The organism is Pseudomonas sp. LS.1a, assembly GCF_022533585.1.
Taxonomy (GTDB): domain Bacteria; phylum Pseudomonadota; class Gammaproteobacteria; order Pseudomonadales; family Pseudomonadaceae; genus Aquipseudomonas.
The window spans coordinates 2,684,860-2,699,267 of the sequence record NZ_CP092827.1 but is presented as its reverse complement, the minus strand read 5'-3'; the positions used below and the strand labels follow the sequence as shown (position 1 = coordinate 2,699,267).

The following is a 14,408-nucleotide window of genomic DNA, read 5'->3' as shown; positions in this document are numbered from 1 at the left end:
CCAGGAGCCACTATGCCCATCACTTACGGAAGCGTCTGCAGCGGCATTGAAGCTGCGACCGTAGCCTGGCACCCGCTGGGCTGGCGTGCCGACTGGTACGCGGAGATCGAGCCATTCCCATGTGCCGTGCTGGCCTACCACTACCCCGAGACACCGAACCACGGCGATATGACCCGCCTGGCAGCCATGGTGCTGTCCGGGAAGATCTCGGCGCCCGATGTTCTCGTCGGCGGAACCCCTTGCCAGGCCTTCAGCGTTGCAGGCATGCGCGAAGGTCTGGCCGATCCCCGCGGCGCCCTCACCATAAAATACGTGGAGCTGTTCGATGCAATTGACCATGTTCGAGCCATGCGAGGCGAGCCCGAGGCCGTCTGCCTGTGGGAAAACGTCCCCGGCGTCCTCTCCGACAAAGGCAACGCGTTTGGCTGCTTCCTCGGCGCCCTGGTGGGCGAATCCGAAGAACTCCAACCGCCAGGGGGCAAATGGAAGGACGCTGGTTGTGTGTATGGACCCACGCGAACAGTCGCATGGCGGGTTCTGGATGCCCAATATTTCGGCCTGGCCCAACGACGCCGCCGTGTGTTCGTTGTCGCAAGTGCTCGAACAGGGTTCGATCCCCTCGAAGTACTTTTTGAGCGTGAAGGCCCTCGCCGGGATAGCCCGCCGGGACGGCCGGAGAAGTTCGCACTTCATCCTACTCTCACGGCTCAAGGGGGAGGCGCTCTCGATGACCGAGAGGCATATGTACTGGAGTCCGGAGGCGTGCGCAGAACCACACCAGTCGAATGGGAGCGATGCCAAGGATTTCCGGACAATTACACCGCAATACCTTGGAACGGCCATAGCGCGCTAGACTGCCCAGCCGCCCACAGATACAAAGCTTTGGGCAACAGTAAACCAGTTGCAATTGTGCGATGGATAGGCGATAGACTGATCAAGTCTTTGACGTCAGTATCCCCATGATTACAGCCTTTATCTCATCATAATTTTGCAGACCTTCGCGCATATAGGAATGCACTGCTGAATGGCAATTCGAACATAACAGGGCAAGGTCTTCCAGCGTCACTGCTACTTCTGACGCTAGATTTGATACTGGAATCTTATGGTGAGCCTCGATGTACGGGATGCCGTATTTTTCCTGAAAATCTTCCTGGCATATTTCGCACAAGCACGAGCCATTTGCCTTCAGCAGTTTCACCACTTGAGCATTGCGTTCAGACACCAAGTGGTTAACAAATTTTTTGCCACCCTCCAAAAAGCTTTGGGTAGGTTTATCGATAAAATCTGACGCAGGGGCGCGACGTCCAAGCACCACATACTCGTCCGCACATTCATTTACTCCGAAAACTCCTTCAAATATCCAATTAGTTCTCTGCTCACTATACAAAAGTACCGGATAGCCAAAATCTGGCTGATTGAGCAAAGCACGATTGGCTTTTTCTGCTAGAGATATAACACCCTTGCGCGCTTTCAACGAGTAGCGATATAGCTCCCTTCCTGCACCGATCCATCCGTCATGCTTATAACTACCAGAACGAACCTTGACCAACACGCCACTAAGCGCAGGAATCTCACCTACCCAATTAATACCTTGCTGAGGGGTATTATTAATTATCGAAGACTCTCCGGACCAGTGGGCGGATCCGGGCACTTTGGAGAGCTGAATCAAATCAAAGAGCGACCTTTTCGAGATCTCAGTTCCATCTGGCATATTTAACAAATCGGTAAAATTCACTTTGCTATTGCCCTCCTATGGCGATATTGCTTAGCCGAAAAATTAGTCTTTAAAAATGCGCAAGGTCACCCTGCGCTTGTCCCACAACGCTACCTAAAATCATGGCCCAAAGCCAGCACTCACAGGTCTCCCCTGCCCGCAGAAAAGCGATTCAGCAACACCGACCCACGCGATGTGTTCATCAGGCTCAAGCCGCTCGGCCTGGGCGAGGCGGAGCTGCGCAAGGAAAGCACTGGCTTCGAAGACCCGCGCACCCACAGCGACTACCTGCTGTTCCTGGCTGGCTACCGCGAAACGCATCCAGAACCGCAGCCCCACCCCGAGCCTATAGCCTGGATGGTTGGTACTGCCTTCTGGTGGACCAAAGAAGAGGCAGAGAGGGATGCGGCAGAGATGAACCTGCCGGTGATTGGCTTGGGCCCAATGACCGATACCGGCGAGGTTCAGCGGCTACGAGAAGCGCTGAAGTTCTACGCCGACCGGGACCATTTCGCACAGGACATTGGCAGCGACTGGGACAACGCAAGCGGCGAGCCAGCGAATGTGCTGTGGCATGACTCCGAGGCTTGGTTCGTTGAAGACGGCTCCATTGCCCGCGCAGCCTTGAGGGCAACACCCGACAGCCTTCAGCTGGCCTGAACAGGCTCCGGATCCACCAGAAACAACGCGCCCTCGATCTCAGCGATTGCGCCAGGTACATGCTCGGGGGCAACCCAGCGCCACGACGCATTGCCTATAAGGCCACCTATGGCCTGACGGCGAAGCTGAATTGGATCAAGCCCCTGTTGCTCTGCCGCAGCAAACACGGCCGCCAGCGCTTGCTCCAAATGCATAACCCGTTCTGTGGTCATGGCTGCTCTCCGGTTGGGACGCTAAGTCTAGTCCCTGCCTGAGCAGTCGGAAACGCAAAACACGAAAGAGCACATTTGTACTCCATCCCGCTGGAACCCCTCTCCCCTCTATTCACTGCCGCGATATCGCGGCGAGGAGAAGTGTCGATAGCCATCGGCCAGTCAGTCGTCGTTAAGGCTTTCTGAAGCTGAATCTTTTCCTTCAGCGGCCCGTATATCGGCGAATTTGATCCACTCATCGAATGCGATTCGGTGGGCTTTGCAGGTCTTTTCCCATTCGATCCCATTCATTCGCCCATAGGCGATCTGGTTCATCGTGGCAGCAATTTGAGCATCGAGCTCTCTGAGAAGCAGATAAGCCTGGTAACGGCTTTCCTTTGCGCTGGGCATTTAGCTCACCTCTCTGGTGGATAGCTGAGCTATCAGCGTCGACGGCTCTCCCGGTTGACCTCACCGCCTCCAAGAAATCCCATTTTTCTACCCCAGCGCCGAGAAGTCGGCAGGACAACTTCATGCCTGAAGAAATCAAGCCTCGCCTCGCCCTCTGCCTCCTGCTGCTGGCCACCGGCGCCAGCGCAGCACCACAGCCCCAAGAGAACGTCATCGACGTACAGCACGACAGCCAGCGCGGCGTCACCTGCTACCTGCTGAATGGGGTAGGCATCAGCTGCATCCCCGACAGCCAGCTGCAGGCCGGCAACGAGCGCCAGCTCTCCCCGCACGAAACCCAACCCGAACCTACACCCGCTCTGGCGCCTGGGCGCTGGATTGATGAGAGGTATCAGCTGTGAGCAAGTATCGTAAAGGTCAGCTTTACACCCGCCGCATGCGCCCGTCTGACGACAGTGACAGTTGGCGCATGGCAATGCGCCTGGCGTTCTACACAACCATGCTGCGAAGCGGCGAATACAAGAGTGCCTATGTGCTCTGCCGCCACGGTGTGAAAGGGATAATGGAAGTTGGCAGGAGCCGTAAAGACCTGACTTCCACCCTGTTCATGTCCGGTTGCCGCAACTTCAAGGATATCCAGCGCAAGAGCAAGTTCGGCAACATCGAGCGCGCCAGAGCGGCCAAGACCAAGCAGGTAGCGCCATGACCGACCTGATCGAAGTGAGGGTATCCAACCTGGTCGGCGCGCCGCTGGACTGGGCTGTGGCCATGGCCGAAGGATTTGAGTCAGATCCCGAGCGTCTGACAAATGTTTGGCTCAACGAAGAAGACCCTACCAGCATCAGCATCCGCGGCGTCGAGATGGGCTACGGATTCAGGCCCTCATCAAACTGGGAGCACGGCGGCCAACTGATCGACAAGCACAGCGGCACCGCTCAGCACATTCCCGGGCTGCCTGCCCATCTGGGTTACGCCGGTGGCCCGGCCGGAGCCGGGGTCTGGTGCTACGGCCCCACAGCCCTGGTCGCATTCTGCCGGGGTCTCGTCAACCACAAGCTCGGCGATTCCATACAAGTGCCGAAGGAGCTGATGCCATGATTCCGGAACGGAGGCGTGGAGACCATCCCATGGAAACCGAAAGCACCGGTGATATCGACAAGGTCACCGAACAACGCATGGCCGACCTACTCGGCTGCACCAAACGCTCTCTTGAGCACCGCCGCCTGCGAGGCATCATTCCTGAAGGCGTCTGGATGAAGCATGGCGGCCGCATCATTTACAGCAAAAGGAGATACGACGAATGGCTGGAAAGCCAATGGATCTACCCAGAGGGGTCGAAATCTTCCGCAACTCCCTCCGCATTCGCTTCACATGGGACGGTGTACGTCGATGCGAAACGCTCCCCTATCCCCCGACACAGAAAGGCATCAAAGCTGCATCCAGCCTTCGCGATCAGGTAACTAGCCTTAACAAACTCGGACTCCTTGACCAGGACAAGTATGCCGAAATGTTCCCCAGCTCACAGGCCGCCGTCGGCGGTAAGCCGACGTTCGGGGAGTACGCCCAACTCTGGTTGGACAGCCGCGAAATTACTCAGGGAACGCACAACAACTACAAAAGCGCCCTGAACCTGTATTGGGTACCCCGCCTGGCCATGGTCCGTATTGACCTTATCACTACCACCCTACTCCGCCGCGTCATCACAGAAACAGAATGGACTTCAGCGAACGTGAAGCGCAACGCGATTACGAGGCTGTCGACGATCCTGGCTGCGGCAACCCGGGAAGGTCTGCTGACCAAGAACCCCGCCGAGGTGATTGAGTTGCCGAAGCGGTCGCGTAAGGAGATCGACCCGTTCACCTTGGCTGAAGCCAACACCATCATCGACAAGCTCTACGAACACAAGCATTGGCCGAGCCTCATCTATGCCGCGCTGTTCGAGTTCATGTTCTTCACCGGCCTCCGCTTGTCGGAGGCCTTGGCAGTGCGCTGGGATGTGATCGATATGGAAAAGAGGACTGTGCACGTAAAGAGGACCGTCGCCTTGGGCGAGGTGGAGGAAAGGACGAAAACAGGCAGGGATCGCTTCGTGCTGCTGAATGACCGGGCCTTGCGCGCGATCCAGTTCGCCAGAGAATACGCGGACCGCCGCCGGCATGGGAAGGGAGCGGTGACCGAAACACCATTCTTGTTCCCTCCGTCGAAGAACGCCGAGCACGTGAAACAGACCTCCGATCTGCACAAACAGTGGGTACCGGTGCTGAATGAGCTGGGCATTCGGCGTCGTCCCCCATATAACTGCCGGCACACCTATGCGACAATATGCTTAATGTCCGGCCTCAACCCCGCATTTATCGCCCAACAGCTGGGTCACAGCGTCCAAATGCTGCTGTCGACGTATGCCCGTTGGCTCAACTCAAGCTCCGACTGGAGCGAGCTGGAAAAACTCAAAATTGGTATCAAATCGGTATCAGCTTGAAAGCCAGCTCTGTAAGTGACTGATAGGTAAGCCCTTTGATCTCCACCGCCAACATCACCATGCAGTTCGGCTCCAAGCCTCTGTTCGAAAACGTTTCCGTCAAATTCAACAACGGCAACCGCTACGGCCTTATCGGCGCCAACGGTTGCGGCAAGTCGACCTTCATGAAGATCCTCGGCGGTGACCTGGAGCCGTCCGGTGGCCAGGTCATGCTCGAGCCAAACACTCGCCTGGGCAAACTGCGCCAGGACCAGTTCGCCTACGAGGAATTCACCGTGATCGACACGGTGATCATGGGCCACGGCCAGCTGTGGAAGGTCAAGGCCGAGCGTGACCGCATCTACTCGCTGCCGGAAATGACCGAGGAAGACGGCATGGCCGTCGCCGAGCTGGAAACCGAATTCGCCGAGATGGACGGCTACACCGCCGAATCCCGCGCCGGTGAACTGCTGCTGGGCCTGGGTATTCCGCTGGAACAGCACTTCGGCCCGATGAGCGAAGTGGCACCGGGCTGGAAGCTGCGCGTGCTGCTGGCCCAGGCGCTGTTCTCGGACCCGGACGTGCTGCTGCTCGACGAGCCGACCAACCACCTGGACATCAACACCATCCGCTGGCTGGAAACCATCCTCACCGCGCGTAACAGCACCATGGTGATCATTTCCCACGACCGGCACTTCCTCAACAGTGTCTGCACCCACATGGCCGACCTGGACTACGGCGAGCTGCGCGTGTTCCCGGGCAACTACGACGAGTACATGACCGCTGCCACCCAGGCCCGCGAGCAACTGCTGTCGGACAACGCCAAGAAGAAAGCCCAGATCGCTGAACTGCAGACCTTCGTCAGCCGCTTCTCGGCCAACGCCTCCAAGGCCAAGCAGGCCACCTCGCGGGCCAAGCAGATCGACAAGATCCAGTTGGCCGAGGTCAAGCCGTCGAGCCGGGTGAGCCCGTTCATCCGCTTTGAACAGACCAAGAAGCTGCACCGCCAGGCCGTTACCGTCGAGAAAATGGCCAAGGCCTTCGACGACAAGGTGCTGTTCAAGGACCTGGGCTTCACCATCGAAGCTGGCGAGCGCGTGGCGATCATCGGCCCCAACGGTATCGGCAAGACCACCCTGCTGCGCACCCTGGTCGGTGAAATGACCCCGGACAAGGGTGAAGTGAAGTGGACCGACAGCGCCGAAGTGGGCTACTACGCCCAGGACCACGCCCACGACTTCGAAGACGACATGACCTTGTTCGACTGGATGGGCCAGTGGACCTCCGGCGAACAGGTGATCCGCGGCACCCTCGGGCGCATGCTGTTCTCCAACGACGAGATCCTCAAGTCGGTGAAGGTGATTTCCGGTGGTGAGCAAGGCCGCATGCTGTTCGGCAAGCTGATCCTGCAGAAGCCGAACGTACTGGTGATGGACGAGCCGACCAACCACCTGGACATGGAATCGATCGAGGCGCTGAACCTGGCGCTGGAAAACTACCCGGGCACCCTGCTGTTCGTCAGCCACGACCGTGAGTTCGTGTCGTCGCTGGCCACGCGCATCATCGAGCTGTCGGCTGATGGCGTGGTGGACTTCAGCGGTACCTACGACGATTACCTGCGTAGCCAGGGCGTACTGGTCTGATTGACAGGGCGGCCTGGCCATGTTGTATGGCAGGGCCGACCTCTTCGCGGGTAAACCCGCTCCCACAGGGACTGCGTAGCATTTGAGGCCTATGCAAATCCTGTGGGAGCGGGTTCACCCGCGAACAATCCACCGTCAATCCCACAGTCTGGCACTGCCCGACGAATAATTCGTTAGCCTGCTTTCATTTCCTTCACGCAACGGCCATGATGGGACCACGCCCAACCGCCCGCCCGCGAACGAGCCCATGACCGCGCAACAGCCCGTCCCCGCCAGCAACACGCTGCAAATCACCCTGCAGATCCTGTCGATCGTTTTCTACACCTTCATTGCCTTCCTCTGCATCGGCCTGCCCATCGCCGTGCTGCCCAGCCATGTGCACGACCAGTTGGGCTATGGCGCGGTGGTCGCCGGGCTGACCATTGGCCTGCAATACCTGGCCACCCTGCTCAGCCGCCCGTTTGCCGGGCGCGTGGCGGATACCTTGGGGGGCAAGCGGGCCATTCGCTTCGGCTTGCTGGGGATTGCCGGCTGCGGGGCGTTGACCCTGCTATCGGCCTGGACCCTGACGCTACCGCTGCTGAGCCTGGCGCTGTTGCTCGGCGGGCGCTTGCTGCTGGGCATCGCCCAAGGGCTGATCGGCGTGGCCACGCTGAGCTGGGGTATCAGCCAGGTCGGGCCCGAGCACACCGCCAGAGTGATTTCCTGGAACGGTATCGCCTCCTATGGCGCCATCGCCATCGGCGCACCGTTGGGCGTACTGGCCGTGGACGGGCTGGGCTTCAGCGTGCTGGGGCCGGCATTGCTGGTGCTGGCGGTATCGGCCCTGCTGGTGCTGCGCAGGCGGCCAGACGCGGTGGTGGTGCGCGGCGAGCGCCTGCCCTTCTGGTCGGCCTTCGGCCGCGTCGCACCGTGCGGCCTGGGCCTGACCCTGGCTTCTATCGGCTACGGCACCCTGACCACCTTCGTCACCCTGTATTACCTGGAGCGCGGCTGGGTGGGCGCGGCCTGGTGCCTGAGTGCCTTTGGCGTGTGCTTCATCATTTCGCGGCTGCTGTTCGTCAACGCAGTCAACCGTTTTGGCGGCTACAACGTCGCAGTCACGTGCATGGCCACTGAAGTGCTCGGCCTGAGCCTGCTGTGGCTGGCACCGTCGCCATCGTGGGCGCTGATCGGTGCCGGGCTTACTGGGTTCGGGCTGTCGCTGGTATACCCGGCGCTGGGGGTGGAGGCGATCAAGCAGGTGCCTAGCAGCAGTCGTGGCGCAGGGCTGGGCGCCTACGCGGTGTTCTTCGACATCGCCCTGGCCATCGCCGGGCCGGTGATGGGCGCGGTGGCCGTGCACCTGGGCTATGCCTCGATCTTCTGTGTGGCGGCCCTGCTCGCCCTGGCCGGTGTCGGCCTAACGCTGTTGCTGGCGCGGCGCGCTGGTCGCGGCTGAACGCTCGGCCGGCTGCGGCGCGCCCAGCGCCTGGCTGAAGAACGCCGCGGTTTCACGCTGCAGTGAATGATGGATATGACGGCGGTCCACGCCTTCGGCGTCCTTGCACAGCGCCGGCATCCGCACGTATTGCTCGGCATCGCAATGGGCCATGAACACGAAGTGCCCGGCGCCGGCCAACAGGCGGTAGTCCGGTGTAACCGGCAGCTTGCGGGCCAGGGCTTCGGCGTTACGGTCCACAGCCACCAACTGGTCGCTGTCGCCACTGTAGATCAGTGCCGGCACCTGCACCCCGGCCAGGGCATGGCGCCCGAACAGCAGGCTCAACGGTGCCATCAGCATCACCGCCCCCACCCGCTGGTCGGCCTCGGGCGCCAGCTCGCTGCGATCAGCAATCAGTACGCCGTGGGTCTTGCAGGCGTCGCCGTCATTCGGGCGCTCCAGGCAATACTGGCGCAGGCGGTCCAGGTCAGGGCGCGCGCCGGAGAGAATCAAAGCGGTTTCGCCACCGGCCGAGTAGCCGATCACCCCCACCTTGCCGTCGTTCAGGTAGGGCCCCAGCAAGGCATCAGCGCGAGCGGCCGTGATGGCGGCACTGACTTGCAGCGGCCGGCCATACAGGTTGCTCAGGGTGCCCAGGCGACTGTGGTCGCGGGCGTTGTCCCCGGGGTGTACCACCGCCACCACGATAAAGCCCTGGCGCGCCAGCGACGTCGCCAGGTAGTGCAAGGCCAGCGGGCTGCCAGTGTTGCCGTGGGACAGCACCAGCAACGGGAACTGGCCCAACGCTACCGGCGCCTCTTCAGTCACGTTGACCGGGTAGCCATCGATGCGGCTGGTGCGGGTTTTGCCAATGGCCGGGTAGAACGCCAGCGCCTGCATGGGCCGGGCGTCGACCGGGTCGGCCAGGGTCATGTAGTGCAGGCCGGCAACCCAGGGCGCGGCCTCGGCGTGGGCCAGCAGGCCGCCGAGCAAGGCCAGCGCCAACACGCAGCGTGCAAGAGTCATCGGCCGGCGGTTCCTTGCAGGGCGAAGAGATAGCCCAGCATAGAACCGGCCTGGCCTGCGCCGGATGAAACCTGGATGAAACCGAAGTCATGCACTTCACGCTCGCACCCTATGCATTTGCGCTATTCGTCGAACCCGTGGCATAGATGCAGACCCACGTTCTTACGTGACCGTTTCGCGCCATTGAAGGAGATTCATGCATGAGCAAGCCCGCCTACGTACCACCCAAGGTCTGGCGCAACGACGCAGCGTCCGGCGGCCAGTTCGCCAGCATCAACCGCCCGGTTGCCGGCCCGACCCACGACAAGGACCTGCCGCTGGGCAAGCACCCGCTGCAGCTGTACTCCCTGGCCACGCCCAATGGCGTCAAGGTCACCATCGCCCTCGAAGAGCTGCTCGCGCTGGGCCACCAGGGTGCCGAATATGATGCCTGGCTGATCCGCATTGGCGAGGGCGAGCAGTTCTCCAGCGGCTTCGTCCAGGTCAACCCCAACTCGAAAATCCCCGCCCTGCTCGACCGCAGCGTCGAGCCGCCGGTGCGGGTGTTCGAGTCGGGTTCGATCCTGCTGTACCTGGCAGAAAAATTCGGCGCCTTGCTGCCGAAAGCGCCAGCTGCACGCACCGAGAGCCTGAACTGGCTGTTCTGGCAGATGGGGGCGGCGCCTTACCTGGGCGGTGGCTTTGGCCACTTCTATGTGTATGCGCCGGAAAAGTTCGAGTACGCCATCAACCGTTTCACCATGGAAGCCAAGCGCCAGCTGGATGTGCTCGACCGGCGCCTGGCCGAAAGCCGCTACCTGGGCGGCGAGGAATACAGCATCGCCGACATCGCCGTGTGGCCGTGGTATGGCCAGCTGGTGCGCGGCAACCTGTATGGCGCGGCGGAGTTCCTGGCGGTGGACGAGTACCGACATGTGCAGCGCTGGGCCGAGGAGATTGCCTTGCGCCCGGCGGTACAGCGCGGCACCCGGGTGAACCGGACCTGGGGGGATGAAGCCAGCCAGGTGCCGGAGCGGCATGCGGCAGCAGACCTGGACGGTTGACGCGCCCCCTTGTGGGAGCGGCCTTGCGTCGCGAAAGGGGCGCAAAGCGCCCCCAGGGTCTTCGTATCACTGTGAAATCGCCGGGGCCGCTCTGCGGCCCTTTCGCGACGCAAGGCCGCTCCCACAAGGTCCGTGCAGTGCTTGGGAAGGCCCCGACAATGCCCGCCTGCAAAAAACCATTTGCCCCCGCGCAAACCTGCGCCCGGCAAGCCCTTCTTGTACACTCCTCGCATTAGCCCCCACCTGCACATTTTTTTGGTGAACGCATGATCGAGGTAACCGAGGTTTCCATTGCCGAGCTGCGCGACGCGCTCGAATCGGGTCGCACGACGGCGGTCGAGCTGGTCCAGGCCTACCTGGCACGCATCGACGCCTACGATGGCGCCGACACCGCCACTGCCCTGAACGCCGTAGTGGTACGCAACCCCGAGGCACTGAAAGAAGCAGAGGCCTCCGACGCCCGTCGTGCCAAAGGCCAGGTCCTGAGCCCATTGGACGGCATCCCTTACACCGCCAAGGACAGCTATCTGGTCAAAGGCCTGACCGCTGCATCGGGCAGCCCGGCCTTCAAGGACCTGGTGGCCCAGCGCGACGCCTTCACCATCGAACGCCTGCGCGCCGCCGGCGCCGTGTGCCTGGGCAAGACCAACATGCCGCCCATGGCCAACGGCGGCATGCAGCGCGGCGTATATGGCCGCGCCGAAAGTCCGTACAACGCCAACTACCTGACCGCACCGTTCGCCTCGGGCTCGTCCAACGGTGCCGGCACCGCCACCGCCGCCAGCTTCAGTGCCTTCGGCCTGGCCGAAGAAACCTGGTCCAGCGGCCGCGGCCCGGCGTCCAACAACGGCCTGTGCGCCTATACCCCGTCGCGCGGGGTGATTTCGGTGCGTGGCAACTGGCCGCTCACACCGACCATGGACGTGGTGGTGCCCTATGCCCGCACCATGGCCGACCTGCTGGAAATTCTCGATGTAGTCGTAGCTGACGACGCCGACAAGCGTGGCGACCTGTGGCGCCTGCAACCCTGGGTGCCCATCCCGGCGGCTTCGACGGTGCGCCCGGCTTCGTACCTGGACCTGGCCGTTGATGCCAGCGCGCTCAAGGGCAAGCGCTTTGGCGTGCCGCGCATGTACATCAATGCCGATGCCGAAGCCGGTACTTCCGAAAAGCCTGGCATTGGCGGCCCGACCGGCCAGCGCATCAACACCCGCGCCACGGTGATCGACCTGTGGCAGCAGGCCCGGCAGGCACTGGAAGCGGCCGGTGCCGAAGTGCTGGAAGTGGACTTCCCGCTGGTGTCGAACTGCGAAGGTGATCGCCCGGGCGCGCCGACGGTGTACAACCGCGGCATCGTCAGCAAGGAGTTCCTGCATGACGAACTGTGGGAGCTGTCGGGTTGGGCCTTTGACGACTTCCTGCGCGCCAATGGTGACCCCAGGCTCAACCGCCTGGCCGACGTCGACGGGCCGCAGATTTTCCCCCACGACCCGGGCACCCTGCCCAACCGTGAGGACGACCTGGCTGCCGGCATGGACGAATACGTCAACATGGCCAAGCGTGGCCTGAAGACCTGGGACCAGATCGAGACCCTGCCCGACGGCCTGCGCGGTCTGGAGCAGACCCGCAAGATGGACCTGGAAGACTGGATGGACAAGCTGGGCCTGGATGCGGTGCTGTTCCCCACCGTGGCCGATGTGGCCCCGGCTGACTCCGACGTCAACCCGGTATCGGCCGACATCGCCTGGAGCAACGGAATCTGGGTGGCCAACGGCAACCTGGCGATCCGTCACCTGGGGGTGCCGACCGTGACTGTGCCGATGGGCGTGATGGCCGATATCGGCATGCCAGTGGGGTTGACCTTTGCGGGCCGGGCTTACAGCGACAATGCGCTGCTTAGCTTCGGTGCAGCCTTTGAGGCAACCGGGTCGCGGCGGATGATCCCGCCGCGTACCCCGGCCCTGAGCTGAGGCCTGAAGGGGCTGCTTTGCGGCCCATTCGCGGGTAAACCCGCTCCCACAGGGACACCACAGGCCTGCAGACCTGTGGTGAACCTGTGGGAGCGGGTTTACCCGCGAATGGACCTGAAAAAGCAAATCGCAAAATTCAACTTCATGTGTAAAAATACACAAAACGTTGATTTTGCGATCTGCCATGCCTATCACCCCCAGCGAAGAACGCCAGCTCACCCTCACCGTCCTCAAGGCCGCCATCCAGGCCCTGGGCAGCGTTGCCGCGCGCAACATGGAAATCCTTTTGCACGACCTCGACCACCCGGAACACTCCGTGGTGGCGATCGTCAACGGCCACCTTTCCGGCCGCAGCGTCGGTAGCCCGATCCTCGCCGCCCCGGAACAGGACCAAGGTTTCAAGGCACTGATGCAGGCGTCGGCCGACCAGCACGGCTGCACGCCGGTAGTGCTGCCCGACTACCCTACCACCCTCAAGGGCCGCACCCTGCGCAGCGCCACGGCGATCTTCCGCGACCGCAGCGGGCACCCCTTCGCCAGCCTCTGTGTCAACACCGACGTCACCGGCCTCGACGCCGCCATGAGTTTTCTCCAGCAGTTCCAGCCGCTGGGGGCGGCGCCTGCCGTCAGTGAACCCGCCGACATGGAACTGCTGATGAGCGAGATAATCCAGGCATCCCTGCAGCGCAGCGGCCAAGGGCGGATGAACAAGCAGGCCAAGGTCGAGGCCGTACGAGTGATGCAGGAGCGTGGCCTGTTCATCGTCAAGGGCGGCGTGGAAAAGGCCGCCAGCGCCCTTGGCGTGACCCGCTACACCGTTTACAACTACCTTGAGCAACTGCGCGGAGCCAGCCAATGACCTTGCATATTCATACCCCCCTGATCGAATCCCGGCCGCTTTCGCTGGCCGCTGGCCGCAACGTCTGGCTCAAGCTCGAGGCCCTGCAGCCCTGCGGCTCGTTCAAGTTGCGCGGCGTAGGCCACGCCTGCGAGGTGCACCATGCCCGTGGCGCGCGGCATTTCGTGTCTTCCTCGGGCGGCAACGCGGGCCTGGCAGTGGCCTATGCCGGGCGCAAGCTGGGCGTACCAGTGACCGTGGTGGTGCCCGAGACCACCACTGAGCGGGCCAAGGAACTGCTGCGCCTGGAGGACGCACAGGTAGTGGTGCATGGCAGCTCCTGGCAAGAAGCCAACGCCCTGGCGCAGACCCTGGTCGGCCCGGATGACGCCTTCATCCACCCATTCGACGATCCGCTGCTGTGGGCCGGGCATGCCAGCCTGGTGGATGAAGTCGCCGAGGCCGGCGTGAAGCCGGATGCCGTTGTGTTGTCGGTCGGCGGTGGCGGTTTGCTCAGTGGCGTGGTCGAGGGGCTGCAGCGCAACGGCTGGGGCGATGTGCCGGTGCTGGCAGTGGAAACCGAAGGCGCGGCATCGCTGCATGCGGCCATCCAGGCGGGGCATTCGGTGGAGCTGGAACGTATTGCCTCGGTGGCGACGTCGCTGGGGGCCAAGCGTGTGGCTGACCAGGCGCTGGTGTGCGTGCAGCAGCATCCGGTGCACAGCCATCTGGTCAGTGACCGCGCTGCCCTGGAAGCCTGCGAGCGGTTCCTGCGAGACCATCGCGTGCTGGTGGAACCTGCCTGTGGGGCGGCGTTGGCACTGGCCTATGCACCAGGCGCCCTGGCGCAGTACCAGAATGTGCTGGTGGTGGTTTGTGGCGGGGCTACCGCCACGCTGGAGCAGATCCAGGCGTGGTTGAAGCAGGTTGATTGAGGTTACCTGTACCGGCCTCCTCGCGGGTAAACCCGCTCCCACAAGTACTGTATTGGCATCAAGGGTTGTGTAAGCTGACGCGGTTCCTGTGGGAGC

Annotated in this window: 17 protein-coding genes; 13 read left to right on the top strand and 4 right to left on the bottom strand. The window is 62.1% G+C overall.

The window, feature by feature from the left end:
- Positions 1–12 precede the first annotated feature (12 nt).
- Positions 13–963 (top strand): DNA cytosine methyltransferase, encoded by a 951-nt coding sequence (locus MKK04_RS12485; RefSeq protein WP_241106705.1) that lies wholly within the window; start codon positions 13–15, stop codon positions 961–963.
- Here MKK04_RS12485 and MKK04_RS12480 read toward each other — a convergent pair.
- Positions 935–1,735 carry an HNH endonuclease gene (locus MKK04_RS12480; protein ID WP_241106704.1) on the bottom strand — a complete coding sequence of 267 codons (801 nt, stop codon included), beginning with the start codon at positions 1,733–1,735 and terminating at the stop codon, positions 935–937. The genes MKK04_RS12485 and MKK04_RS12480 overlap by 29 nt on opposite strands.
- A gap of 174 nt (positions 1,736–1,909) precedes the next feature.
- On the opposite strand from MKK04_RS12480, the gene MKK04_RS12475 reads away from it, so the two are divergent.
- Positions 1,910–2,374, top strand: a complete 465-nt coding sequence (locus MKK04_RS12475; protein ID WP_241106703.1) for a hypothetical protein — start codon at positions 1,910–1,912, stop codon at positions 2,372–2,374.
- Here the strand turns inward: MKK04_RS12475 and MKK04_RS12470 are convergent.
- A complete protein-coding gene (locus MKK04_RS12470) occupies positions 2,362–2,586 on the bottom strand; it encodes a hypothetical protein (protein WP_207833689.1) in 225 nt (74 codons plus the stop codon). The two genes, MKK04_RS12475 and MKK04_RS12470, sit on opposite strands and share 13 nt — an antisense overlap.
- A 162-nt stretch (positions 2,587–2,748) precedes the next feature.
- A complete protein-coding gene (locus tag MKK04_RS12465) occupies positions 2,749–2,976 on the bottom strand; it encodes a hypothetical protein (RefSeq protein WP_241106702.1) in 228 nt (75 codons plus the stop codon).
- Between the two features lie 122 nt (positions 2,977–3,098).
- On the opposite strand from MKK04_RS12465, the gene MKK04_RS12460 reads away from it, so the two are divergent.
- The 7 genes from MKK04_RS12460 to MKK04_RS12430 all read left to right on the top strand — a co-directional run bounded on the left by MKK04_RS12460 (position 3,099) and on the right by MKK04_RS12430 (position 8,518).
- Positions 3,099–3,377, top strand: a complete 279-nt coding sequence (locus tag MKK04_RS12460) for a hypothetical protein (RefSeq protein ID WP_241106701.1) — start codon at positions 3,099–3,101, stop codon at positions 3,375–3,377.
- Positions 3,374–3,682 (top strand): hypothetical protein, encoded by a 309-nt coding sequence (locus MKK04_RS12455; protein WP_108479838.1) that lies wholly within the window; start codon positions 3,374–3,376, stop codon positions 3,680–3,682. The genes MKK04_RS12460 and MKK04_RS12455 overlap by 4 nt, the downstream gene beginning before the upstream one ends.
- Complete coding sequence (locus tag MKK04_RS12450) at positions 3,679–4,074, top strand: phage protein NinX family protein (protein ID WP_241106700.1); 396 nt, start codon at positions 3,679–3,681, stop codon at positions 4,072–4,074. The genes MKK04_RS12455 and MKK04_RS12450 overlap by 4 nt, the downstream gene beginning before the upstream one ends.
- A gap of 29 nt (positions 4,075–4,103) precedes the next feature.
- A complete protein-coding gene (locus MKK04_RS12445; RefSeq protein ID WP_241106699.1) occupies positions 4,104–4,436 on the top strand; it encodes a hypothetical protein in 333 nt (110 codons plus the stop codon).
- Positions 4,337–5,455 (top strand): tyrosine-type recombinase/integrase, encoded by a 1,119-nt coding sequence (locus MKK04_RS12440; RefSeq protein WP_241106804.1) that lies wholly within the window; start codon positions 4,337–4,339, stop codon positions 5,453–5,455. Before MKK04_RS12445 ends, MKK04_RS12440 begins: the two co-directional genes overlap by 100 nt.
- Positions 5,456–5,490: 35 nt before the next feature.
- Positions 5,491–7,077 carry an ABC-F family ATPase gene (locus MKK04_RS12435; RefSeq protein WP_075045122.1) on the top strand — a complete coding sequence of 529 codons (1,587 nt, stop codon included), beginning with the start codon at positions 5,491–5,493 and terminating at the stop codon, positions 7,075–7,077.
- Positions 7,078–7,324: 247 nt separating this feature from the next.
- Positions 7,325–8,518, top strand: a complete 1,194-nt coding sequence (locus MKK04_RS12430; RefSeq protein WP_207834913.1) for an MFS transporter — start codon at positions 7,325–7,327, stop codon at positions 8,516–8,518.
- On the opposite strand, the gene MKK04_RS12425 is transcribed toward MKK04_RS12430, so the two are convergent.
- On the bottom strand, positions 8,480–9,526 hold the full coding sequence (locus tag MKK04_RS12425) for an alpha/beta hydrolase family protein (protein WP_241106698.1): 1,047 nt from the start codon (positions 9,524–9,526) through the stop codon (positions 8,480–8,482). The genes MKK04_RS12430 and MKK04_RS12425 overlap by 39 nt on opposite strands.
- 200 nt (positions 9,527–9,726) lie before the next feature.
- On the opposite strand from MKK04_RS12425, the gene yghU reads away from it, so the two are divergent.
- The 4 genes from yghU (at position 9,727) to MKK04_RS12405 (ending at position 14,312) form a co-directional block, all read left to right on the top strand.
- Positions 9,727–10,569 (top strand): glutathione-dependent disulfide-bond oxidoreductase, encoded by an 843-nt coding sequence (gene yghU / locus MKK04_RS12420; protein WP_233687403.1) that lies wholly within the window; start codon positions 9,727–9,729, stop codon positions 10,567–10,569.
- Between the two features lie 266 nt (positions 10,570–10,835).
- Positions 10,836–12,539, top strand: a complete 1,704-nt coding sequence (locus MKK04_RS12415; RefSeq protein ID WP_063914811.1) for an amidase — start codon at positions 10,836–10,838, stop codon at positions 12,537–12,539.
- A gap of 184 nt (positions 12,540–12,723) precedes the next feature.
- Entirely contained in the window at positions 12,724–13,398 is a 675-nt protein-coding gene (locus MKK04_RS12410) for a helix-turn-helix transcriptional regulator (RefSeq protein ID WP_063914812.1), read from the top strand.
- Entirely contained in the window at positions 13,395–14,312 is a 918-nt protein-coding gene (locus tag MKK04_RS12405; protein ID WP_207834935.1) for a pyridoxal-phosphate dependent enzyme, read from the top strand. Before MKK04_RS12410 ends, MKK04_RS12405 begins: the two co-directional genes overlap by 4 nt.
- The last annotated feature ends 96 nt before the right edge of the window (positions 14,313–14,408 follow it).